Source organism: Butyrivibrio sp. INlla18, assembly GCF_900103635.1.
In the GTDB taxonomy this organism is placed as follows: Bacteria; Bacillota; Clostridia; order Lachnospirales; family Lachnospiraceae; genus Butyrivibrio.
The window spans coordinates 25756-48878 of record NZ_FMXK01000013.1 but is presented as its reverse complement, the minus strand read 5'-3'; the positions used below and the strand labels follow the sequence as shown (position 1 = coordinate 48878).

General features: G+C 40.0%; 23 protein-coding genes. 21 read left to right on the top strand and 2 right to left on the bottom strand.

The window, feature by feature from the left end:
* Positions 1 to 33: 33 nt before the first annotated feature.
* Both BLS24_RS10360 and BLS24_RS10355 read right to left on the bottom strand, forming a co-directional pair.
* A complete protein-coding gene (locus BLS24_RS10360) occupies positions 34 to 2145 on the bottom strand; it encodes a cyclic nucleotide-binding domain-containing protein (protein WP_091758771.1) in 2112 nt (703 codons plus the stop codon).
* Between the two features lie 65 nt (positions 2146 to 2210).
* On the bottom strand, positions 2211 to 3437 hold the full coding sequence (locus BLS24_RS10355) for a nucleotidyltransferase (protein ID WP_143015161.1): 1227 nt from the start codon (positions 3435 to 3437) through the stop codon (positions 2211 to 2213).
* A 124-nt stretch (positions 3438 to 3561) separates the two neighbouring features.
* On the opposite strand from BLS24_RS10355, the gene BLS24_RS10350 reads away from it, so the two are divergent.
* The 21 genes from BLS24_RS10350 (at position 3562) to udp (ending at position 23118) form a co-directional block, all read left to right on the top strand.
* A complete protein-coding gene (locus BLS24_RS10350; protein WP_091758766.1) occupies positions 3562 to 4758 on the top strand; it encodes an acetate/propionate family kinase in 1197 nt (398 codons plus the stop codon).
* A 171-nt stretch (positions 4759 to 4929) separates the two neighbouring features.
* Positions 4930 to 5790 carry an AraC family transcriptional regulator gene (locus BLS24_RS10345; RefSeq protein ID WP_091758764.1) on the top strand — a complete coding sequence of 287 codons (861 nt, stop codon included), beginning with the start codon at positions 4930 to 4932 and terminating at the stop codon, positions 5788 to 5790.
* A gap of 41 nt (positions 5791 to 5831) precedes the next feature.
* Positions 5832 to 6950, top strand: coding sequence for an SGNH/GDSL hydrolase family protein (locus BLS24_RS10340; protein ID WP_091758762.1), 1119 nt, complete (start codon positions 5832 to 5834; stop codon positions 6948 to 6950).
* A gap of 17 nt (positions 6951 to 6967) precedes the next feature.
* Positions 6968 to 7426 (top strand): PaaI family thioesterase, encoded by a 459-nt coding sequence (locus BLS24_RS10335; protein WP_091758760.1) that lies wholly within the window; start codon positions 6968 to 6970, stop codon positions 7424 to 7426.
* Between the two features lie 125 nt (positions 7427 to 7551).
* Positions 7552 to 7734, top strand: coding sequence for a 50S ribosomal protein L32 (gene rpmF / locus BLS24_RS10330; RefSeq protein WP_071175982.1), 183 nt, complete (start codon positions 7552 to 7554; stop codon positions 7732 to 7734).
* A gap of 172 nt (positions 7735 to 7906) precedes the next feature.
* Positions 7907 to 8917 (top strand): phosphate acyltransferase PlsX, encoded by a 1011-nt coding sequence (gene plsX / locus BLS24_RS10325; protein WP_091758758.1) that lies wholly within the window; start codon positions 7907 to 7909, stop codon positions 8915 to 8917.
* Between the two features lie 53 nt (positions 8918 to 8970).
* The gene (gene acpP / locus BLS24_RS10320) at positions 8971 to 9207 is read left to right on the top strand and encodes an acyl carrier protein (RefSeq protein WP_091758756.1); all 237 of its coding nucleotides are present in this window, start codon (positions 8971 to 8973) and stop codon (positions 9205 to 9207) included.
* Positions 9208 to 9284: 77 nt separating this feature from the next.
* Entirely contained in the window at positions 9285 to 9998 is a 714-nt protein-coding gene (gene rnc, locus BLS24_RS10315; RefSeq protein WP_091758754.1) for a ribonuclease III, read from the top strand.
* A complete protein-coding gene (smc, locus tag BLS24_RS10310; RefSeq protein ID WP_091758752.1) occupies positions 9979 to 13536 on the top strand; it encodes a chromosome segregation protein SMC in 3558 nt (1185 codons plus the stop codon). Before rnc ends, smc begins: the two co-directional genes overlap by 20 nt.
* The gene (gene ftsY / locus BLS24_RS10305; protein WP_091758751.1) at positions 13536 to 14465 is read left to right on the top strand and encodes a signal recognition particle-docking protein FtsY; all 930 of its coding nucleotides are present in this window, start codon (positions 13536 to 13538) and stop codon (positions 14463 to 14465) included. Before smc ends, ftsY begins: the two co-directional genes overlap by 1 nt.
* 18 nt (positions 14466 to 14483) lie before the next feature.
* Positions 14484 to 15710 carry a threonine ammonia-lyase gene (gene ilvA / locus BLS24_RS10300; protein WP_091758749.1) on the top strand — a complete coding sequence of 409 codons (1227 nt, stop codon included), beginning with the start codon at positions 14484 to 14486 and terminating at the stop codon, positions 15708 to 15710.
* 2 nt (positions 15711 to 15712) lie between these two features.
* Entirely contained in the window at positions 15713 to 16591 is an 879-nt protein-coding gene (locus BLS24_RS10295; protein WP_091758747.1) for a YitT family protein, read from the top strand.
* Between the two features lie 2 nt (positions 16592 to 16593).
* Positions 16594 to 17682, top strand: coding sequence for a glycoside hydrolase family 25 protein (locus BLS24_RS10290; RefSeq protein ID WP_091758745.1), 1089 nt, complete (start codon positions 16594 to 16596; stop codon positions 17680 to 17682).
* Between the two features lie 43 nt (positions 17683 to 17725).
* Positions 17726 to 18532, top strand: coding sequence for an AraC family transcriptional regulator (locus tag BLS24_RS10285; RefSeq protein WP_176764413.1), 807 nt, complete (start codon positions 17726 to 17728; stop codon positions 18530 to 18532).
* A gap of 80 nt (positions 18533 to 18612) precedes the next feature.
* On the top strand, positions 18613 to 18963 hold the full coding sequence (ylxM, locus tag BLS24_RS10280) for a YlxM family DNA-binding protein (protein WP_091758741.1): 351 nt from the start codon (positions 18613 to 18615) through the stop codon (positions 18961 to 18963).
* Positions 18963 to 20333 carry a signal recognition particle protein gene (ffh, locus tag BLS24_RS10275; RefSeq protein ID WP_091758739.1) on the top strand — a complete coding sequence of 457 codons (1371 nt, stop codon included), beginning with the start codon at positions 18963 to 18965 and terminating at the stop codon, positions 20331 to 20333. The genes ylxM and ffh overlap by 1 nt, the downstream gene beginning before the upstream one ends.
* Positions 20334 to 20412: 79 nt before the next feature.
* On the top strand, positions 20413 to 20658 hold the full coding sequence (gene rpsP, locus BLS24_RS10270) for a 30S ribosomal protein S16 (protein ID WP_071175994.1): 246 nt from the start codon (positions 20413 to 20415) through the stop codon (positions 20656 to 20658).
* A 44-nt stretch (positions 20659 to 20702) separates the two neighbouring features.
* A complete protein-coding gene (locus tag BLS24_RS10265; protein ID WP_091758737.1) occupies positions 20703 to 20930 on the top strand; it encodes a KH domain-containing protein in 228 nt (75 codons plus the stop codon).
* Positions 20931 to 20990: 60 nt separating this feature from the next.
* Positions 20991 to 21734 (top strand): tRNA (guanosine(37)-N1)-methyltransferase TrmD, encoded by a 744-nt coding sequence (gene trmD / locus BLS24_RS10260; RefSeq protein ID WP_091758735.1) that lies wholly within the window; start codon positions 20991 to 20993, stop codon positions 21732 to 21734.
* Positions 21735 to 21737: 3 nt separating this feature from the next.
* Positions 21738 to 22250, top strand: coding sequence for a ribosome maturation factor RimM (gene rimM / locus BLS24_RS10255; RefSeq protein ID WP_091758733.1), 513 nt, complete (start codon positions 21738 to 21740; stop codon positions 22248 to 22250).
* A gap of 91 nt (positions 22251 to 22341) precedes the next feature.
* Positions 22342 to 23118 (top strand): uridine phosphorylase, encoded by a 777-nt coding sequence (udp, locus tag BLS24_RS10250; RefSeq protein WP_091758731.1) that lies wholly within the window; start codon positions 22342 to 22344, stop codon positions 23116 to 23118.
* The last annotated feature ends 5 nt before the right edge of the window (positions 23119 to 23123 follow it).

The window sequence follows — 23123 nt, the reverse complement described above, 5'->3', positions numbered from 1 at the left end:
AGAATAATTTAGGCGGCCAACTGGCCGCCTTTTTTATTTGCTTAGATGTTCAAGTTGTTTTGTTATCTGTTCTGGAATCTCAATTCCATCACGTTTAAGTTTACTTGCCATGTTCATAACAGGCTTTGCAAGGTTACCTATATGAGCCTGGTAGTGATTTATAAGCTCAGTATACTGAGGATTATCTGAAACTTTTTCTCTTAGTTCTTTTGCAAAAGGACAGAAGGTAAAGAGAATCTCTCTTGCAACCTTATTAAGTCTTGGCGATCCGTTTGCCTCGAACTTTACATAAGCCAAATAATCGGCAATAAACACGTTCTTGTAGTTATTAGAATACTTCTTAAGGTCAGTCTTTAGCTTTTCCTTATTTTCTGTAGAAAGAGCTGAGTTCTTTTTGAAGAACTGCAGATAATCGCAGTACATAGAAGTAAGAGATGGGTCAGTAACGTCGTTCCAGTGAACGCCCTGTTCAGTTTTGCACATTTCCCATCTAAACTCACCAAAGAGTCTTACCATGCATTCTTCAGTATTTTCTGTGTTGAATATTGAAACCAGCATTCTGGCTTTGGTACTACGTTTTTTGCCCTCAATTTCCTGCCAAAGGGAAGCTCTGCTACCAACGTTTGGCATGAGGATCATATAAGGTGTGATATCATCAGCGTAAAAGAGCTGCGTAACACCGATCTCTGGATTTGAATAAACAGCCTGTCTGCAGAATACTCCGTAGTCAACGGCTCTGATATTTGCAAAATATTCATTGATCTTGCTGTAGGTCAGATAGGCCATATCAAGAGGCCTAAGTACGTTCATTTCATCAAATACAGGAACGAAGGAAGAGATTCTACCAAAGGTCATTCTGTTACCTAAAGAGAAGAGGTTGTGAATCTCAAAATCAAGTCTGCTCTTAGGGTCATTGACCATTGCATCTATTTGAGCCTGCTTCAAATTACCTGTAGCTTTTTGCTCGCGAAGATAACCTTCCCAGTCCTGGTCAAATTCGTTTCTTGAAGGCTCAACTTCAAGGTTGTAGATTTTTTTGAGCCATTCGTATAATGTGACTACGTTGCCTTCTGGATCTGGCACGTAGGCTTTTGCCATGTTATAAAGAATTCTAGTGTTCTTTTCACCTGCAAGTTCTTCGTCTACAAAGCCGAACATGAAGAACATCTTAACTTCCATAGGATAGTTGTCGTCATTTAGACTTTTTATGAAAGCAGGTGTAAATACTTCGTAGAAGGTATTTCCAAGATTACGTCTAAGGGCTCTTGCTTCGTCCTCAGAATCGTATCTGTTGTCATTGTGCTTGAACTCACCAATCTGTTCTTCAAACTTGGCTGCGACTTCAGGTGATACACCAGAATAAGCAAGGATGGTGCTAAGGGCGTTAACAACGGTAACAACACTTGAGCCTCCATCTGCATTCTTTTCCATGTCGGAGAGCTTAGCGTTTATCATCTTCATGTTAGCAGTGAAGTTAGCAGTTTTCTTTTTTAGAGCTTTTCTGTATTCCCCAAGAAGCTGGTTTTCCTTTGATATGTTTTCGTAGATATAGAAAGTGGACATTACGATACCAGCTGCAATGTCGATGTTTATGTTGTATAAAGACTTTTTGAGGATTGCCTCATTTTCTTTTAAACTTCTGATATAAGGAAATGCCCATTCACCGATCTTTTCTGACTTCTCAGGTGGAATGATCTCGTCGACCTCGTTAAAGATCATTGGGGTTTCGCCAACCTTTATGCAAAGACTAGGGTAGTCAGCGTAATCAGCGATGATCTTTTCATATTCAGAAAGGGCATCATCATACTCTTTTTCGTATACGTCGCAGCATTTAGAAGCAGTAGCAACAGACTGTGCAGCCAGTATTGGCGCAATCTTTGGATTGGATCTTACTATTGGTGGTATATCTGTTAAGTCTTCAAATGGATATGAATAAACTGCTGAATCTTCAAGTGCTTCGTAGGAGTAAATATATTTTTTGCCAGGTGATTCTACAATTCCAATAAAGCTTCCGACACTCATGGTAATGGAAGAGAATTGATCGTATATTTTTATACTTCCCTTTACAAGGATCTCGATGGTACCTACGGTATCTTCGCCTGCCTTGTGTATTATCGTGCCTTTTTCTATCTTCTCAAGTCCCATTTTTTCCTCCAAGTGTTCATAAAAGCATATATATTAATGTTATCACGTTAAAAAAATTACTTCAATCAAAGAATTATCGGTTGTAGCCTATATTCGTTTACATTTTCGCCTTTAAATTCAAGGCTGTATAACTTATTTGCAAAAAGAGTTTCGTTAAGTAGTCGCATTTCCAGTTCTGAAAGATTCTCTTTAGCTTCCTTTAATTGATTAAAGATCTTGATATTTCCTATATTTTTGACTGTCTTAATGCTAGGAGATATGTCTTTTTTCATGCCAAGGATACGGGCATAACCAGTATAACCATCAGCCTTGTATTCCTCCATGTTAGAAGCCTTCATATCTAGGACTATATGCATAAGGCTCCTAGAAATCCTTGAATAGGTCATATTCTTGGACTTACATTTTGCGCAGAGCTCATCAAATGTTTTGAATGTTTGTGCTGCGTCCAGAATCTTATTGGAAAGTTCTTCGTTTATATCAAGGTATTCAGTAAGGCCTTTTTCACCTGCTTGCATGATCTTGTAATACAAGTACTTAGTGAAATTATCTGTATTTCCAAAACTTCCCTGGTAATTAATTATCTGGTCAAAAGAGCTTTTGGAAACCATTTCTTTTAACTCATCCTGAAGCTTTGTGCCATTTTTTGCGATAAAAGAGCGGATGGCAGTTGCGCTTGGTATGTTAGACAATTCTTTTGAATTATAATCAGAGCCTACGCGCTTTATGGTGTGGGGCTCTATAGTGCTATTAAGCCTTTTTAGTGCCTTTAGATATTCAAGGGATAAGATACTATTTGGGCTAGATAGGATGTCTTTTACCTTGGAATCATCTGTGTGAAGTGCCTGTAATACAGCCTTCTCACGGGCAAGGGCAAAGCTATCGCCGTTTTTTAATTGTTCCTGGAGCTTTTCTTTGAATTCCTCTGGCTCTTTTACTAGAATATCTGCGATATCTGATAGGAGAGCAAGGTCATCGCATTCGCTACCAAATACAAGGTCAGTGACGATGCCTAGTCTATCAAGTATAGAAACAGCGCCCTGAGCAAAGTACTCAGCACTTCCAAGACTATAATAGATTGGAAGCTCCAAAACAAGGTCTGCACCTGAATTTAGGGCGCAAATAGTCCTAGAGAACTTATCCATGAATGCAGGAGCGCCTCTTTGAACGAAGTCGCCGCTCATTATTACGATCACGTTTTCTGCATTTGTTATCTCTTTTGCCTTCTCTAATATGTAATTATGCCCATTATGAAATGGGTTGAATTCAGCTATTACAGCTACAGTCTTCATCATGATGTAAGCACTTTCAATAAAATACAATTTTTGTGCAACTTTTTCCTTGTTATAAAATAATACCTTGGTAAAATATATAAGTAAACATATATTAAATTTTATTTTAATTAGGAGAATCGTTAAGATGAAAATATTGGTTATCAATTGTGGTAGTTCATCACTGAAGTTCCAGCTTATTGATTCAGACTCAGAGCAGGTAATCTGCAAGGGATTATGCGAGAGAATCGGAATTGACGGAAGCCAGATCAGTTATACACCTGCAGGCAAGGATAAAGTTACTAAAGTTACTCCTATGCCAGATCACAACAAGGCAATCGAGCTTGTAATTGAAGCTCTTACAAACGCAGAAACAGGCGTTGTTTCTTCACTTTCAGAGATTGGAGCTGTTGGACATCGTATCGTTCACGGCGGAGAGAAGTTCACAAAGTCTGTTGTTATTACAGAAGAGGTTATCAAGGCTATCGAAGAGGTTTCAGATCTTGCACCACTTCACAACCCAGCAAACCTCATTGGTATCAGAGCTTGCCAGAAGGTTATGCCTGGTGTTCCTATGGTTGCTGTATTTGACACAGCATTCCATCAGACAATGCCTCAGGATGCATACCTTTATGGACTTCCATATTCATACTATGAAAAGTACGGCATCAGAAGATACGGCTTCCACGGAACAAGCCATTCATATGTTTCTAAGCGAGCAGTAGAGCTTCTTGGCAAAGATGCTAAGGACCTTAAGCTCATTGTTTGCCACCTTGGAAATGGTGCTTCAATCTCAGCTGTTGACGGTGGTAAGTGCGTAGATACTTCAATGGGACTTACTCCACTTGAAGGTCTTATCATGGGTACAAGATCAGGTGACATCGATCCTTCAGTTGTAGAATTCATCATGAAGAAGGAGAATTCTACAGTGGCTGACGTTACTAACCTTCTTAACAAGAAGTCTGGTGTATTTGGTCTTTCTGATGAGCTTTCTTCTGACTTTAGAGATCTTGAGGATGGTTACAACAAGGGACACGCTGGTGCACATAGAGCAGTTGATGCATTCGTATACAGAGTAGTTAAGTACATCGGTTCATACACAGCAGCTATGGGCGGTGTTGATGCTATCTGCTTCACAGCTGGTGTTGGTGAGAACAGCGGATTTGTTCGTAAGCTTATCTGTGACAGACTTGGATTTATCGGAGCCAAGATCGATGTAGAGGCCAACAAGGTTCGCGGCGAGGAGAAGACAATCTCTACTCCAGATAGTAAGGTTACTCTTTTAGTTGTTCCTACAAACGAAGAGCTTGCTATTGCTCGTGATACATATGCGCTTTGCAAATAAAATTTTTTAAAAAACTTCAAGTCAATCGTACCCAAGCGGTGCGATTGGCTTTTTTGTTTCCAATATTTTCTATAAAAACTGATACCAAATATAAAAAACTTGAAAATAGTGAAGCATTACTATAACATAAAGGTATTATATTTTAGATTATATTGAAATAAAGAGGTAGTAATGAGAGAACTAAATTCGTGCAAGGACGCTATGGCGGCAAGTATTGAAAATAAGTATTTCAGTATTGCCCACTTGTATAAGGATGAGAAGGCCATGGAGATGCATATCCATGACTGCTATGAAGTCTATTTTTCAATTTCCGGAGGCAAACAGTTTCTTATTGATAATAAGATCTATGATATTGCGCCAGGAGATCTTTTCCTGATCAATCAGTATGATTCACATTATCTTACTCAGATAGATCAAGAACTCCACGAGAGAATCGTTATCATGATAGACCCTGATTTTATGCAGAGTATATCTTCCAAAGAGACCAATCTGGACGCATGTTTCCAGAAGAGAACGGAAGAGTTTTCTCACAAGATAAGTCTTTCTTCTGAGCAGCAGGGTAGATTTCTTTATTTTGTAAACAAGATCCTTTCAAGCAATGACTACGGCCATGATTTGCTTGAGAAGGCTACTTTTACTGAGCTTTTTGTTATGATCAATCAGATCATCAATGATAAGCTTAGTGACAATGTGCCTAATAAGCTTTCTACTTATAATGATCAGGTCGATGCTATACTTTCATATCTTAACAATAATATCCAGTATCCTATCAGTATTGGTGACCTTTCCAGACAGTTTTTTATAAGTGAATCATATATATGTAGATTGTTTAAGTCCGCAACTGGTACTACAATCAATAAGTACATGACTGCAAGGAGAATATCCATTGCCAAATCTCTTTTGGCAGAGGGCATTGGCGTTAGCGAAGTCTGTGAGAGATGCGGATTTAGTGATTACAGCAATTTCCTTAAGTCATTTACCAAGTCTGTGGGCATTTCGCCAAAGAAATACTCTCAGAACTGCAACAGATAAATAGCATAAAAGGTACTTTTACAAACAACAAGGGGGCTAACATGGCAGAATTAAGATTTGTACCTATCAGTGAAGTTAGTAACATCAACATTTTTGGAAGACTTGGAAAGGTGAGAGATCCGCTTCCTCTTTTATTCAATGGTAGTGCTGTGGAGGTTGTTGTCACAGGTTCTGACCTTTGGATCGATTTTGAGACAGACAATGATTTCCATGAGCCATGGGTTGCTTATGAGCTTAACGGAGCTTTCATGGGTAGACAGATGGTTCTTGCCGGTGAGCACAGCATTTGCCTATTTAGAAATATGGAGCCTGGAACTCCAAAGAGAGTTAGATTTTATAGAGAACTTCAGGCTATGAGCGAGGATGATAAGTGTAAGGTACTTGTTAAGGGCTTTAGGCTTGATGGCGAGTTTATGGAAGTTCCTAAGTATGATCTCAAGATCGAATTTATCGGAGACAGCATCACCTCTGGTGAAGGCAGCTACGGCGCTGTATCTGATGTTGACTGGCTTGCAATGTACATGAGCGCATCAGTTAACTATGCAACTATGACAGCTAAGGCGTTAAATGCAGACTATCACATTGTTTCTCAGGGCGGATGGGGAGTTTACTGCGGCTGGGACAATGATGTTAGACACAACATTCCTTCAATATATGAAAAGGTGTGTGGTCTTGCCATGGGACCTTCTAATGAGGCCATTGGAACGCAGGAACCTTATGACTTTGACAGTTGGCAGCCTGATGTTATCGTGGTCAACCTTGGAACTAATGATGCATCCGCTTTTGAACAGCCACCTCTTTATATAGATGAGCTTGGGGCTACCTTCAAGCAGCGCAAAAATGAGGATGGCTCATATAATAGAGAAGATGAGCTAAAGGTTGTAAATGCGGCAATAGCTTTCCTTGAGATGTTAAGGAAACACAATCATCATGCCCATATCATCTGGGCTTACGGAATGCTTGGAAGCAATCTTAATCTGACTCTTACAGAGGCTATTAACAAATATAGAGAAAAGAGCGGTGACAACAACGTATCTTTCTTCCAGCTTCCAAATACCACAATGAGAACCTTTGGAGCACACATGCATCCTGGCGCACAGGCTCATGCCGAGGCCAGTGAAGTTCTCACATATTATATAAAAGAAATTTTGAATCGTTAATTGGAGCTTATTTAGTAATGAGAAAAGCTAGAAATGAAAAAGAAAATGCCATTAGAGAAAAGCTTATAGCTGAGCTTTATGGCAACAAGTACAACCAGTTTATTGGTTTTGAGATCCTTGAACTTAGCAGTACCTATAGTAAATCTAGGATCAAATGCGATGAGAGGCTTCACAACAGCTATGGAAGTATCCATGGCGGAGCACTTCTTTCATTTGTAGATGCCATGGCTGGTGCAACAGGAAGTATGAGCGGAAGATATGTGACTACAGTTTCTGCCAATCTTAATTTCCTTTTACCTGCAGTTAATACAGAATATATTTATTGTGAATGCATGAAGCTCAAGACTGGCAAACATATTCTTGTATTTGATATCAGAGTTACTGATGACAATGGAAATCTCCTTGATAGCGGCGAGTTTTCATTTTTTGCAAGCAAGGTAAATGTCCTTGAAGACAATCTTAAAATAGGTCAATAAAAAAACTGTTGACAAATAGTAGTCTCATGGGTATACTACATAGGTATGCTAATGAATAAACGTAAACAATTGCCTTAAAACATAGGCAGTTTCTTATACGGTTACTGTAAGGAGGTGTTACTCAAATGTCAATCTGTCCAAAGAATAAGTCATCAAAAGGCCACAGAGACCAGAGAAGAGCTAACTGGAAAATGACAGCTCCAACTCTTGTTAAGTGCAGTCATTGTGGAGCTCTTATGCAGCCACACATGGCATGCAAGAAGTGCGGCTATTATAACAAGAAGAGCATTGTAGAAGTTGAGGCTTAATTAGTTTTTGTTTCACCTTATATGTTCCGATTTATAAGGCTTTCCGATTTGATTCGGAGAGCCTTTTGTTATGCTCAAAATACCCTCAAATATTGCTTTTTTATTCTATTGATTTTTGGTTTTTAACCTAGTATATTAGAATAAGTCAAAAATCAGACAGGGGGATGCGTACATGTCAGAGCTTGTAAGAGTTGCTGTTGATGCAATGGGTGGAGATAATGCTCCATTCGTCACAGTAAAGGGAGCTGTTGATGCGGTCAGTGAATCAGATAACCTTAAGGTTTTCCTTGTTGGTCAGAAGGAAGTTGTTGAGAAGGAACTTTCAGCATACCAGTATGACAAGGACAAGATCGAGGTTGTTGATGCTACTGAGGTTATAGAGATGGCTGAGCCACCAGTAATGGCCATCAGGAAAAAGAAAGACTCATCCATTGTTAAGGCTATGTACATGGTCAATCATGGTGAGGCAGATGCCTATGTTTCAGCTGGTAGTACCGGCGCTACACTTGTAGGTGGTCAGGTTATCGTAGGCAGATTAAAGGGCGTAGACAGAGCCCCACTTGCTCCACTTATTCCTACGGAGAAGGGAAGCTCACTACTTATAGATTGCGGCGCAAACGTTGATGCCAGATCCAATCATCTTGTTCAGTTTGCCAAGATGGGAACTGTATACATGGAGAATATCATGGGCATCAAGAATCCAACAGTTGCTATCGTCAACATTGGTGCCGAGGAGGAGAAGGGTAACGCTCTTGTTAAGGAGACATTCCCACTTCTTAAAAATTGTCCAGATATTAACTTTATCGGAAGTATCGAGGCTAGAGATATTCCAGCTGGTTTCGCAGATGTTATCGTTTGCGAGGCTTTCACAGGTAACGTTATCCTCAAGATGTATGAGGGTGTTGCCAAGTCACTTATGCATGTTATCAAGAAGAGTCTTATGAGCAGTCTCAAGACCAAGATCGGTGCACTTCTTATTAAGGATGATCTCAAGAAGTCGCTTTCAAACTATAGCATGGATCAGTACGGCGGAGCTCCTATGCTGGGACTTAAAGGTCTTGTAGTCAAGACTCATGGAAGTGCTAACGCAGTTGAAGTTAAGAATTCGATCCTTCAGTGCGTAACCTTCACTGAGCAAAAGATCAGCGAGAAAATTAGTGCAAAGATTTCGCAAGAAAACTAAGGCATTGATTATATTTTATATTTTATTTTTGACAGTAAGAGAGGTCGATTATTATGGAATTCGAAAAGATGAAAGAAGTTATTGCAAATGTTTTAAATGTTGATCCTGAGGAGATTACACTTGAGACAACATTTACTGAGGATCTTGGGGCTGATTCACTTGATCTTTTCCAGATCATCATGGGTCTTGAAGATGAGTTTGATGTTCAGATTGATCCTGAGAAGACAGAAAACATCACAACTGTTGGCGAGGCTGTAGAGCTTCTTAAGACAGCACTTTCAGATAAATAATTTTTATTCGGATTTGATAATGCATTTTGGATGAGGCAGAATAAAAGCTGCCTCATTTCCATTTAAAAGAGGTAATTATGCTTACAGCAGCAGATATTGAAAATTTTGAAAAAGCAATCGGATATACATTTAAGGACAAGGCACTTATTACACAGGCTTTTACCCACAGCTCTTTTGTTAATGAGCAAAAGATCAACAAAAAGCCAGATTATGAGAGACTTGAGTTCCTTGGAGATGCAGTTCTTGAGATGATCTCAAGTGCATTTCTTTTTAGAAAATATCCTCAGAAAAAGGAAGGCGAGCTTTCCAAGATCAGAGCATCACTTGTTTGTGAGCCTGCACTTGCTTTTGCTTCTGAGAAACTTAACATCAGGAAATATATGCAGCTTGGTAAGGGTGAAGAGGCCACAGGAGGCAGGAATAAAGAGTCTATCATCGCAGATATGATGGAAGCTGTTATAGGAGCTCTTTTCCTGGATGGCGGAATTGAAGAGTCCAAGCGCTTTATTGATACATATGTACTTACAAACGTTGAGAGCATGCAGATGTTCAGCGACAGCAAGTCTATACTTCAGGAGATTGCTCAGGGGCAAAATTTGGGAGCAGTTACATATGAAATATGTGGCGAAAGTGGTCCTGAACATGATAAAATATTTGATGTCCGCGTTTTTGTTGGAGATAAGAATTTGGGAGAGGGGTCAGGAAAAACCAAAAAAGCTGCCGAGCAAAAGGCTGCTTATGAGGCGCTTCTTGTATTAAAGAAAAAGAATAATGTATTTAAAGAGCATTGAGATACACGGCTTTAAGTCATTTGCTAATAAAATAAAATTTGATTTTCACAACGGAATCACCGGTATTGTAGGACCTAACGGCTCAGGTAAGAGTAATGTTGCCGATGCTGTCAGATGGGTTCTTGGTGAGCAACGTATCAAACAGCTGCGTGGCGGATCCATGCAGGATGTTATCTTTTCGGGAACTGAGCTTCGTAAGCCACTAGGCTACGCTTATGTTGCCATCACTTTGGATAATTCAGATCATTCTCTTGCAATCGATTATGATGAAGTAACTGTCTCCAGACGTCTCTATCGTTCTGGAGAGAGTGAATATATGATCAACGGCTCAGCATGCCGTCTCAAGGACGTTAACGAACTCTTTATGGATACTGGTATTGGTAAAGAGGGCTATTCTATCATTGGACAGGGTCAGATCGACCAGATCCTTTCTAGTAAACCAGAGGATAGACGTAATCTTTTTGATGAGGCTGCTGGTATCGTTAAGTTCAAGTCCCGCAAGGAGACTGCTATCAAGAAGCTTGAAGAGGAAAAGATCAACCTCACAAGACTTAGCGATATCTTATCAGAGCTTGAGAAGCAGATCGGACCTTTGGAGAAGCAGTCAGAGGTTGCTAAGGAATATCTTAAGCTTCGTGAAAGACTCAAGACTTTGGATGTTAACATGTTCCTTGTTGAGAACAAGAATCAGAAGGAACAGCTCGATGCAGCTGAGAAGAACCTTGAAATTGCTAACGGTTCACTTGCTGAAGCTAAGGACAATTACGAGAATGCCAAGGTCAGCTATGAAGAGATCCAGAAGGAACTTGAAACTCTTGATAGAGAGATCGATGAAGCAAGAGCCAAGATCACAGATTCTTCTGTTAAAAGAGAAAAGCTCGAAGGTCAGATCGGTATCTTAAATGAGAAGATCAAGGCAGCTTCTACTAATGATGAGCATTACAAGAGCCGTATCAAGGACGAAGAGGCCAAGATTGCTGACAAGAACAAAGAAAAAGAAAAGTATAAGGCTGAAAAAGACGTAATAGATTCAGAAGCTGAAAAGCTCTCTGAGAGCAGAAATGAAGCTAGAAAAGAGCTTGATAGAGTACTTACTCAGATCTCTAACATCAATGACGAGATCGAGGAGTGTAAGAGCACTATCATCGAGACTCTTAATAATAGAGCTACTATCAAGTCCAAACTTTCATCTCTTGATACTATGAAGGAACAGGTCAACATCAGAAAGGCTGAGCTTACTGGTAAGCTTGTTAGAGCCCAGTCTGATGAGTCCAAGCAGCAGGAGACTATCCAGAAGCTCAAGGATGAATTTGACAGGATCACAGCTGAAATCTCTGAGATGAACAAAAAGCAAAAAGAGACAGATCAGGAGATCGTTTCTATCAGAGAGAGCATGACGCAGAAGGATGCTGAGCTTCGTAAGACTCAAGGTCTTTATCAGCAGGAGAAGTCAAGACTTGAAGTTCTTGCTAACCTTACTGAGAGATATGAAGGCTACGGCGGTTCTGTTAAGAAAGTCATGGAAAGAAAGGATGATACTAAGGGTATCATCGGTGTTGTAGCTGATATCATCAAGACACAGCCAAAGTACGAGACAGCTATCGAGGTTGCTCTTGGCGGTAATATTCAGAACATCGTTACTGACGATGAAGAGACAGCCAAGAAGATGATCAGATATCTGAAGGATACCAAGGCAGGTAGAGCTACATTCCTTCCACTTACATCCCTTGACAATCCTCCAGAACTCAAGGCTAAAGAGGCACTTAATGAGCCTGGCGTTTTGGGTATGGCTGATGAGCTTGTAGACACAGATCCTAAGTACAGATCTGTTGCTAAGGCTATGCTTGGCAGGATCGTTGCTGTAGACAATGTAGACAATGCGGTCAAGATCGCAAGAAAATATAATTACACTGTTCGTATGGTTACCCTTGAGGGTGAACTTCTTGTTCCTGGTGGTGCTATCAGTGGTGGTGCTTTCAAGAACAACAGTAATCTCCTTGGAAGACGTCGTGAGATGGACGACATGGAAAAGAACGTCAAGAAGTACAAAGAGCAGATGGATACTCTTCAGAAAGAGATTGAGGATGCTAAGGCTAAGAGAAATGAACTTAGAACTCTTTCAGAAGAGCTTAGAACTGAGCTCCAGGGCAAGTTCATCGAGCAGAACACTGCAAGACTTAATGTTCAGAATGAGGAAGAGAGACAGAAGGAACAGAAGGCTGGCTATAGTGACCTCAAGGCTGAGAATGATGAGATAGAGAATAAGATCGAGGAGATTGCTAGAGAAAAAGAAGCGGCCCAGGCAGCTCTTTTATCATCTGAAAATACTGAAAAGCTCTGCACAGAAAAGGTTGAGAAGTTCCAGAAGGAACTTGAAGGCCTTCATCAGATTGAAGAAGCTGAGAACGAAAAGGTTTCTAAGTGGGACATTGAGTACGAGAAGATCGCTCAGAAGCAGGAATTCCAGCAGCAGAATATCGACCGTGTAGATGCTGATATCGAAACTGAAGAGAAAGCTCTTTTGGAGATTCAGGAAGCAATGGCTGAAAATGCCGCAGCTCTTGAACAGAACAAGCATGATATCGAAGAGATCAAGCTTACTATTGAGGCTTCTGCAGACGTTCAGTCTGGAGCTACCAAGGAACTTGATGAAAAGAAAGAAAAGAAACTTGCTCTTTCTGAGTCACAGAAGGAATTCTTTGGTAAGACAGAAGAACTCAACAAGCAGATGTCTGACCTTGAGAAGGAAGTAATAAGACTTACTTCTAAAAAGGAAAAGTGTCAGGAATCTATAGAGTCACACATCAACTATATGTGGAATGAGTATGAGATAACTCTTTCTGATGCAGCTGAGCTCAGAGATGAGGAGATGACTGATGTTCCTGCCATGAGAAAAGAGACTAATTCTCTTAAGGACTCCATCAGAAAACTTGGTGATGTAAACGTCAACGCCATCGAGGATTACAAGAACCTCATGGAGAGATATACATTCATGAAGACTCAGCATGATGACCTTGTTGAAGCTGAGAGACAGCTCAAAGAGATCATCAAAGAGCTTGATGAGTCAATGCGTAAGCAGTTTATTGAGCAGTTCAGACTTATTAACAACGAGTTTGATAAGGTATTTAAAGAGATGTTTGGAGGCGGTAAAGGTAGCCTTGAGCTTGCTGAGGATGAGGACGTCCTTGAGGCAGGAATCAGGATCAATGCTCAGCCACCAGGAAAGAAGCTTGTTAACATGATGCAGATGTCCGGTGGTGAGAAGGCGCTTACAGCTATTGCACTTCTTTTTGCTATCCAGAATCTTAAGCCTTCACCATTCTGTCTTCTTGATGAGATCGAGGCGGCTCTTGATGAGAACAACGTAGTACGTTTTGCCAAGTACCTGCACAAGCTCTCAAGCACACAGTTTATTGTAATCACCCACAGGCGTGGTACAATGGAAAGTGCCGACAGACTTTATGGTATCACTATGCAGGAGAAGGGTGTATCTACTCTTGTTAGTGTCAACCTTATTGATAAGGAGCTTACGAATTAATGGCTAATAATTTTTTTAGTAGATTACAGGAAGGCCTGTCAAAGACAAGGGATAACATTACCAAGGGCTTTGACAATGTATTTAACGGCTTTTCAAGTATTGATGAGGACTTCTACGAAGAGCTTGAAGAAATCCTGATCATGGGAGACATTGGTGTCAATGCCACCAGCAGGATCATGGATAAGCTCAGAGAAGAGGTCAAGAAGCAAAGAATAAATAATCCTAATGATTGTAGGGAACTTCTCATCTCTATCATCAGAGAACAGATGAAGACTGACGAGAACGCCTATGATTTTGAGGACAAGAAAACAGTTATATTTGTTATCGGTGTAAATGGCGTTGGTAAGACAACATCAGTTGGTAAGCTTGCGTCTATTTACAAGAACAGAGGCAAGAAGGTTCTGATCGCTGCAGCAGATACATATAGAGCAGCTGCAACAGAACAGCTCAGAGAGTGGGCTAACAGAGCTGATGTACCTCTTATTGCGGGCAAAGAAGGTGCTGACCCTGCCAGCGTTATCTATGACGCGGTAGGTGCATATAAGGCAAGAGGCTGTGATATTCTAATAGTTGATACAGCCGGCAGACTCCATAACAAAAAGAACCTTATGGAAGAGCTTGCCAAGATGAACAGGATCATTGATAAGGAGCTTTCTGATATCTGCAGAGAGAACTTTATCGTTCTTGATGGAACAACTGGCCAGAATGCTATCATTCAGGCTAGAGAGTTTGGAGAGGTTGCTGACCTTACAGGTATTATCCTTACCAAGCTTGATGGAACATCAAAGGGCGGAATTGCAGTAGCAATCGTATCAGAACTTAATATTCCTGTTAAATTTATTGGAGTTGGTGAAGGAATCGATGATCTCCAGAGATTTAACTCTGATGAATTTGTTACAGCACTTACTGAATTCGACAAAAAAGACTAAATAGTGAGGAGACTTGAAATGGCAGACGATAGCAAGATGACACTTGATAAATTTGAAGAAGCTTATGAAGATGTAAAAAAAGTAACTCTTGAAACTAAGCTTATTTACAGCGATTATTTTAGTAACTTATCTGGCAACAAGGTTTATCTCAAGCCTGAGAACCTTCAGAGAACTGGTGCTTACAAGGTTAGAGGCGCTTATTATAAGATCACAACTCTTTCAGATGAAGAGAGAAAGAAAGGTCTTATTACAGCTTCTGCTGGTAACCATGCTCAGGGTGTTGCCTATGCTGCCAAAGCTTACGGAGTTAAAGCTACTATCGTAATGCCAACTTCTACACCTCTTATTAAGGTTAATAGAACTAAGGCTCTTGGAGCTGAGGTTGTTTTACATGGTAATGTCTTTGATGAAGCTTACGAGCACGCTTGCAAGCTTGCAAAAGAGAATGGCTATACAATGGTTCATCCTTTTGATGACCTTGATGTAGCTACAGGACAGGGCACAATTGCTATGGAGATCATCAAGGAGCTTCCAACAGTTGACTACATCCTTGTTCCTATTGGAGGTGGCGGACTTGCTACAGGTGTTTCTACACTTGCCAAGCTCCTTAATCCTAAGATCAAAGTTATTGGTGTTGAGCCAGCTGGTGCTAACTGCATGCAGGAGTCCCTTAAGGCTGGACACGTTGTAACACTTCCTACAGTTAATACTATCGCAGATGGTACAGCTGTTAAGAAGCCAGGAGAGAAGATATTCCCATATATCTCCAAGAATATTGATGAGATCATCACAGTTCCTGACGAGGATCTTGTAGTTTCTTTCCTTGATATGGTAGAGAATCACAAGATGGTAGTTGAGAATTCAGGTCTTTTATCAGTGGCTGCACTTAAGCAGCTTGATGTTAAAGATAAAAAGGTTGCCTGTGTATTATCAGGTGGTAATATGGATATTATAACAATGTCTTCTGTTGTACAGCAGGGACTTATTATGAGAGACAGAATCTTTACAGTCTCAGTTCTTTTACCAGATAAGCCAGGTGAACTTTCAAGAGTTTCTGGAATCATCGCAGATGTAAATGGTAATGTTATCAAGCTTGAGCATAACCAGTTTGTATCTATTAACAGAAGTGCAGCCGTTGAGCTTAGAATTACACTTGAGGCCTTCGGTACAGAGCACAAAGAGCAGATCATGAATGCTCTTAATGAAAACGGCTATCAGCCAAGAATAGTAAGGACAAATATTTAAAAATGAAATTCGGTAAATCTAAAGCAACAAAAAGAATCGCAGAGTATGGACTTATCACTTTAGGCGCTATTTTATATGGAGCAGCGACAGCTCTTATGATCGATCCCAATAATATAGCTCCTGGAGGACTTACTGGTCTTGCCATTGTACTTAATCGTATCGTTAATATCGGTACTGGTATGTGGTTCATGATCATGAATATTCCTATTCTGATAATCGCAATATGGAAGTTTGGAATTAGATTTACTATTTCTACGATTTATTGCACTGCAGTTATTTCCTGGGTTACAGACCTTTGTACCAAGTATTTATCAGGCTATATTGTTAGGGATACTTTTCTTGGAGCGTCTTTTGGAAGTGCTATACTTGCAGTTGCTATTGGATTTGTTTTTAAATGTCATGCCACAACAGGTGGTACAGATGTTATAATCAAACTACTTAGGATCAAATACCCACACATCAAAACAGGAATGCTGTATCTTCTTACAGATGTAGTGATCCTTATGATCGCGGGTGTTGTATTTGGAGATTTTAAAGCATCACTTTATTCATTTATGTCAGTAATGGTTACATCCTATTGTCTTGACCTTGTTTTATACGGAAGAGATGAGGCCAAGCTTATCTACATCATTTCTGACAAGCCTGATATCATTACTTCTAGACTTCTTGAAGAACTTGATATCGGTGCAACACATGTTTTTGCCAAAGGTGCATACAGCGGCGAAGACAAGAAGGTTATCATGTGCGCTATCAAAAAGAGACTTTCACCTCTTGCTGAGGATATTGTAAGAGACGAGGATCCAAATGCATTTATGATCATCTCAAGTGCAAGTGAGATCTACGGTGAAGGATACAAAAGCTACTTTGATGAGAGAATCTAATTATGAATAATACTAGCTTGGACACTCGTGAAAGACGAGGAGTGCGTAATACTCATAACATAATTTCTATAATATTTTTGAGCTTACTTGCTGTAATGGCTTTTATCTTTAGTATCACTCTGCTTATCAAGAATGCTACTCTTCAAAGGGAAGAGGAGGCAGTTAGGAGCGAACTAGATGCCCTTAACAACGAGGGATATTATACTGAGGCAGAAGCTAGGATCATGCTTGATGAAGCCAAAAAAGAGGCTGAGGAAAAGACCAAGAAGTCTTTTAGAGATATGATCCAGCAAAAGCTTGAGGCTGGTGAAGGAACAACAGCAACTATCAGATCTCTTTTCCCTGATCAGATTGTTGTAGCTAGTGCGGGAAGATATTACTTTTTCCCAATCTCAGACCAGATCGAACATCACGGATTCTCAGAGGGAGACTTTGCTTACAATGACAAGGGATTCCTTGAGTATTTAGGTCCTGATATCAATGTTAATGTCAAGCAAGGCGTTGATGTATCAAGGTTCCAGGGAAATATCAACTGGGAAAAGGTTGCTGCTTCTGGTATTGACTTTGCATTTATCAGAGTTGGCTTTAGAGGTAATACTGAGGGCAAGATCGTTCTTGATGACTGCTTTACAGACAATATTGAAGGAGCACTTGCTAACGGAATTGATGTTGGCGTTTACTTCTATACACAGGCTATCAATGAGCAAGAGGCTCTTGAGGAAGTTCAGATACTTCTTGATATGATAGAGCCTTATGATATTAAATTCCCTGTAGTTATTGATGTTGAGTCTGCTGAGTCTGATTCAGCCAGAACTTTGAACTTAACTACTGATGAATATGAACTTGTTGCCAAGACTTTCTGTGAAACAGTCAAGAAGGCTGGCTATACTCCTATGATCTATGGTAATGTTAAGTCCTTTACATTACTTATGGATGCGGCAGATGTTGATGATTATGATATCTGGATCGCATATTATGGAGAATCACAGTATTATCCATATCACTTTAATATCTGGCAGTACACAGATTCCGGTAAGGTAGATGGAATCGATGGAAACGTTGACCTTAACATTTGCATAACTGATTATTGATACTATGAATAATATTGATAAAAGCTACGAACAAAAGGGTTATTTGAATCAGGATTACAAGTTTTTTCATATCAAAAATAGTGAGAAGCTTGATGTGCCTTTTCATTACCATGATTTTCATAAGTTGATCCTTGTTCTTGGCGGAAATGTTAAATATATAATCGAAGGACGAGAGTATGATCTTTTGCCCTTCGATTTTGTGCTTGTAAACAGGTATGCCATCCATAAGCCTGTTTTTGAGGCTGATGATGACAAGGACTACGATAGGATCATTCTATATCTTAGCAATGATTTCCTTGAAAAATATGGACTTTTAAATGCCTTTGATAAGACAGAAGAAGTGGCAAGCCATGTTGTGAGATTTCCAGCAAATGTAAGTGCTGATATCTATGATTCTCTAAAGAAGATTGAAGAGGACCTTAATATAGAGGACAAAGAATACGCAGGTAAGCTTACTACTAGAATAGATGTGCTTCGTTTCCTTATTTCTTTTAACAAGGCTTGTATCGATGAAAACTTTGGATTTAAGCCAGAGGCTAGATACAACAGAAAGGTTGTGGACCTCATTGAATATATAAATGAGAATCTTAGCAAAGACCTTTCTATTGACTTTCTTGCTGATCATTTCTATATGAGTAAGTACCATATGATGAGGATCTTCAAGAACGAGACTGGATATTCTGTTCATCAGTACATTTCTGAAAAGAGGATACTGATGGCTAGAAATCTTATAATGTCAGGAACTCCAGCTACTACAGCCTGCCTAGAATGTGGCTTTAAGGATTATTCCTCTTTTAGCAGAGCATTTAAAAATCAACTTGGAATATTACCATCTGATGTTAAGATATAGGTGTCAAGAAAAAATACTTGACACCTATTGTTTTTTTGTATAATATAGTCAATGTGCAATTTTGCCGGAAGAGGTCATTCATGAAAAAAATCGTAGAGCAAGGCTTGTTGTATGATTTTTACGGCGAGCTTCTAACTGAACATCAGAGAAAAGTATATGAAGCAGCTGTTTATGACGACCTGTCACTGACTGAGATTGCAGATGAACACGGTATCAGCAAGCAGGGTGTACATGATCTTATCAAGAGATGTACCAAGACCATGCAGGGATATGAAGATAGACTTCACATGATCAGGAGATTTGAAGCTATCAAGGAAAATGCTGAAGAGCTTCAGGAACTTTCCAAGAACCATGCTGATATCAGTGATATGGAACTTCGAGACAAAGTAAACACTATTTCCAGTAATATATTAGAGGAGCTAAATAGTTAATGGCTTTTGAAAGTCTTACAGATAAATTACAAAATGCCTTTAAGGGGCTTAAGAGTAAGGGTAAGTTAACAGAAGATGACGTTAAGCTCGCGTTGAAAGAAGTCAAGATGGCACTTCTTGAAGCTGACGTATCTTTTAAGGTTGTTAAGCAGTTCATTAACGCTGTACAGGAGAAGGCAATTGGCGAGGAAGTTTTGAACGGACTCAATCCTGCACAGATGGTCATCAAGATCGTTAATGAAGAGATGACTAATCTCATGGGTTCTGAAGCTACTGAACTTCAGCTTCAGGACAGCAAGTACATTACAGTTATCATGATGTGCGGTCTTCAGGGTGCTGGTAAGACTACCACAGCAGCCAAGCTTGCAGGCAAGCTTAAGAACAGAAGAAAACCTCTTCTCGTAGCCTGCGATATTTACAGACCAGCTGCTATTGATCAGTTGGAAGTAAATGCCAAGAAACAGGAAGTTGACTTCTTCTCAATGGGTACAGATGTTAGCCCTGTTAAGATTGCTAAGTCAGCTATGGAGTATGCCAAGGAACACGGCCACAATGTAGTAATTCTTGATACTGCTGGTCGTCTTCAGATAGATGAAGCTATGATGAAGGAGCTTAGGGACATCAAGGATGCCGTTACAGTTCATCACACACTTCTTGTAGTTGATGCCATGACTGGTCAGGAAGCAGTTAATGTTGCTGAGCAGTTCAATGAAAAGGTTGGTATCAACGGAATCATCCTTTCCAAGATGGATGGTGATTCACGAGGTGGTGCAGCTCTTTCAACTAAGGCTGTTACAGGTAAGCCTATCATCTACGTATGTATGGGTGAGAAGCTTACAGATATTGAGCAGTTCTATCCAGATAGAATGGCAAGTCGTATCCTTGGAATGGGAGATGTCTTAAGCCTTATTGATAAGGCTGTAGAGGCCAATCAGGACCGCGATATCGAAAAGGATCGCGAGATGGCTTCCAAGATGAAGAAGGGCAAGATCGATTTTGAGATGTACCTTGAGAGCATGAAACAGATGCGCAACATGGGCGGCCTTTCAGCAATCATGGGAATGCTTCCAGGAATGGGCAAGATCAGTGATGATCAGCTTCCAGATGAAAAGAAACTTGCGAGAATTGAAGCAATCGTGCTTTCAATGACACCTGAGGAACGCAAGAATCCTAAGCTTATGAGCCCACAGAGAAAGTTCAGAATAGCTAAGGGATCAGGTAATGACATTGCAGAGGTTAACCGCTTTATCAAGCAGTTTGAACAGATGCAGAAGATGATGAAACAGATGCCAGGACTTATGGGCGGCAAGAGAGGCTTTGGTAAATTTGGTGGCCTCGGCGGCTTTGGCAAAGGTGGATTCCCATTTTGATATGTCTTTCAGCGAATAGCTGTTTAACACATATAATATTAAAAATTCTATTTTATTTATTTAATGGAGGAAGTTTAAAATGGCAGTAAAGATCAGATTAAAGAGAATTGGTAAGAAGAAGGTTCCTTTCTACAGAATCATCGTTTCTGATTCAAAGTTCCCTGTACAGGGTAAGTTCATCGAGGAGATCGGAACATACGATCCTAACACAGATCCTAGCACAGTTAAGGTTAACGAGGAGCTTGCAAAGAAGTGGATCGCTAACGGTGCTCAGCCTACAGAGTCTGTTGCAAAGCTTTTCAGACAGGCCGGTATCACAAAGTAATTTGTATTGATATTTAAAAAATTACTTATGCCGGAGGTTAACATATGAAAGAGTTAGTTGAAGTAATCGCAAGAGCGCTTGTTGATAATCCTGACGAGGTGGTTGTTATCGAGAAGGCAGACGGGCGTAATATTATGATCGAGCTTCATGTTGCACCTTCAGACATGGGCAAGGTAATTGGCAAACAGGGCCGTATTGCTAAGGCAATCAGAGCTGTGGTTAAAGCAGCATCTACTAGAGAAAACGTTAAGGTTGATGTTGAAATAGTTTAAGCCAGATATGAGTCGAATAGAGTTAATACTTTATTCGACTCATTTTTAAGAGAAAGATTTATGAATTTTCACATTATGACTTTGTTTCCTGAGATGATACAGCAGAGTCTTTCCAATAGTATTACTGGAAGGGCCAGCGATAAGGGATATATTTCCTTTAATGCTGTCAATATCAGGGATTATACTAACGACTACAAACATCATAAGGTTGATGATTATACATATGGTGGCGGAGCAGGTATGCTTATGCAGGCTCAGCCTATTTATGATTGCTATCTGTCGATCAAGGACAAGATTTCCGAGAAAACAGATAAAAAGCCTCGTGTGATCTATGTTACTCCTCAGGGAAGCGTTTTTAACCAGAAAATGGCTTCAGAACTTGCAAAGGAAGAGGACATTATTTTCCTTTGTGGCCATTATGAAGGCGTTGATGAGAGAGTTCTTGAAGAGATCGTGACAGATTATGTTTCTATTGGCGATTATGTCCTTACTGGCGGCGAACTGCCGGCTATGGTCATGATCGACGCCATCTCCAGACTTGTTCCTGGGGTTCTCAGTAATGATGAATCAGCTATGACTGAGAGTTTTAACAACAATCTTCTTGAATACCCACAGTATTCTAGACCTGAAGAGTGGATGGGCAAAAAAGTCCCTGCAATACTGCTTTCAGGAGATCACAAAAAAGTTGATGAATGGCGCTTAGAACAGTCTATAATTAGAACTAAGGAACGTAGACCTGATCTCTATGAAAAATGGCTTTTGGAAAATCCTCCAAAGCCTGAGAAAAAGAAGAGAAAGAGGTAATTAATGACAGATAGATTCCAAGTAGGTGTAATAGCCTCTACCCATGGACTTCACGGTGAAGTAAATGTTTTTCCTACCACTGAGGATCCAAACAGATTTAAAAAGTTAAAAAAAATTACTCTTCATACAAAGCGTGGTGAGGAGATAGAGCTTGATGTTCAGAGCGCTAAATTTTTCAAGAAATTTGTTATCGTTAAGTTCAAGCAGTTTAACGATATCAATGAAGTTGAGAAGTTAAAGGGCTGTGAACTTACGATTGAACGTAAGGACGCAATTAAGCTTCAGCCTGGGGAATATTATTGCGCTGATCTTATTGGCCTTTCAATCGTAGATGAAGAGGGGAAAGTTCTCGGAACATTAGTAGATGTCATTCAGACTGGGGCCAATGACGTCTATGAGATGAAAAGAGAAGATGGCGAGGAGAATGTTCTTATTCCAGCTATTAAGGATTGTATCTTGGACGTTGATATTGAAAACAAGCAGATCAAGATTCATGTAATTCCTGGTCTTTTATAATTGATGATGACTTTTATTATCAATTAATCTATAATAATAATGAATTTTTTTAAATTATCTTTTAATTTTAGTGGAGTGAATTAAGGTATTTATGGTAGATTATACAGAAGGTGCTGGTTATCAGTACCACACACATGTTGGTAAGGGGGATGTTGGCAGATATGTCATTCTTACAGGTGATCCTGGAAGATGTGAATATATTGCTAGTTTCTTTGATGATCCCAAATTTGTTGCATATAACAGAGAATATAATTGTTACACTGGTACTTTGAATGGTGAAAAGGTCAGTGTAATTTCTCATGGTATTGGCGGAGCTTCTACAGCAATCTGTGTTGAAGAGCTTGCTAAGTGCGGAGCTGATACTTTTATCAGAATGGGCACATCGGGCGGAATGCAGGATGATGTCATTGGCGGAGATGTAGTCATCGCATCTGGTGCTATCAGAGCAGAAGGTACTTCTAAGGAGTATGCTCCTATTGAGTATCCAGCAGTAGCTACATTTGATGTTGTAACAGCACTTGTACAGGGTGCCAAGAAGACTGGCGCTAAGTATCACGTTGGAGTTGCACAGTGCAAGGATTCATTCTTTGGTCAGCACGAGCCAGAGACCAAGCCTGTGGGACCAGAGCTTTTGTATAAATGGGATGCATGGATAAAGTGCGGTGCCCTTTGTTCTGAGATGGAGAGTTCTACACTCTTTGTTGTAGGAGATTATTTAAGAGTTAGAACAGGTTCGATCCTTTTAGTAGTTGCCAATCAGGAGAGAGCCAAGAAGGGACTTTCTAATCCTCAGGTCCATGATATGGACATAGTTTATAAGACCACAATTGAAGCGGTTAAGTATCTTATTGAGTGGGATAAAGCCTAATAGGT

Coding starts and splice junctions, on each gene's coding strand:
- BLS24_RS10345 (WP_091758764.1), top strand. CDS start 4,930: ATGAGAGAACTAAATTCGTGCAAGGACGCTATGGCGGCAAGTATTGAA.
- trmD (WP_091758735.1), top strand. CDS start 20,991: ATGAATTTTCACATTATGACTTTGTTTCCTGAGATGATACAGCAGAGT.
- plsX (WP_091758758.1), top strand. CDS start 7,907: ATGTCAGAGCTTGTAAGAGTTGCTGTTGATGCAATGGGTGGAGATAAT.
- ftsY (WP_091758751.1), top strand. CDS start 13,536: ATGGCTAATAATTTTTTTAGTAGATTACAGGAAGGCCTGTCAAAGACA.
- BLS24_RS10295 (WP_091758747.1), top strand. CDS start 15,713: ATGAAATTCGGTAAATCTAAAGCAACAAAAAGAATCGCAGAGTATGGA.
- udp (WP_091758731.1), top strand. CDS start 22,342: ATGGTAGATTATACAGAAGGTGCTGGTTATCAGTACCACACACATGTT.
- ffh (WP_091758739.1), top strand. CDS start 18,963: ATGGCTTTTGAAAGTCTTACAGATAAATTACAAAATGCCTTTAAGGGG.
- rpmF (WP_071175982.1), top strand. CDS start 7,552: ATGTCAATCTGTCCAAAGAATAAGTCATCAAAAGGCCACAGAGACCAG.
- BLS24_RS10265 (WP_091758737.1), top strand. CDS start 20,703: ATGAAAGAGTTAGTTGAAGTAATCGCAAGAGCGCTTGTTGATAATCCT.
- BLS24_RS10360 (WP_091758771.1), bottom strand. CDS start 2,145: ATGGGACTTGAGAAGATAGAAAAAGGCACGATAATACACAAGGCAGGC.
- ylxM (WP_091758741.1), top strand. CDS start 18,613: ATGAAAAAAATCGTAGAGCAAGGCTTGTTGTATGATTTTTACGGCGAG.
- BLS24_RS10290 (WP_091758745.1), top strand. CDS start 16,594: ATGAATAATACTAGCTTGGACACTCGTGAAAGACGAGGAGTGCGTAAT.
- smc (WP_091758752.1), top strand. CDS start 9,979: ATGTATTTAAAGAGCATTGAGATACACGGCTTTAAGTCATTTGCTAAT.
- BLS24_RS10335 (WP_091758760.1), top strand. CDS start 6,968: ATGAGAAAAGCTAGAAATGAAAAAGAAAATGCCATTAGAGAAAAGCTT.
- BLS24_RS10355 (WP_143015161.1), bottom strand. CDS start 3,437: ATGATGAAGACTGTAGCTGTAATAGCTGAATTCAACCCATTTCATAAT.
- BLS24_RS10350 (WP_091758766.1), top strand. CDS start 3,562: ATGAAAATATTGGTTATCAATTGTGGTAGTTCATCACTGAAGTTCCAG.
- rimM (WP_091758733.1), top strand. CDS start 21,738: ATGACAGATAGATTCCAAGTAGGTGTAATAGCCTCTACCCATGGACTT.
- BLS24_RS10340 (WP_091758762.1), top strand. CDS start 5,832: ATGGCAGAATTAAGATTTGTACCTATCAGTGAAGTTAGTAACATCAAC.
- rpsP (WP_071175994.1), top strand. CDS start 20,413: ATGGCAGTAAAGATCAGATTAAAGAGAATTGGTAAGAAGAAGGTTCCT.
- acpP (WP_091758756.1), top strand. CDS start 8,971: ATGGAATTCGAAAAGATGAAAGAAGTTATTGCAAATGTTTTAAATGTT.
- rnc (WP_091758754.1), top strand. CDS start 9,285: ATGCTTACAGCAGCAGATATTGAAAATTTTGAAAAAGCAATCGGATAT.
- ilvA (WP_091758749.1), top strand. CDS start 14,484: ATGGCAGACGATAGCAAGATGACACTTGATAAATTTGAAGAAGCTTAT.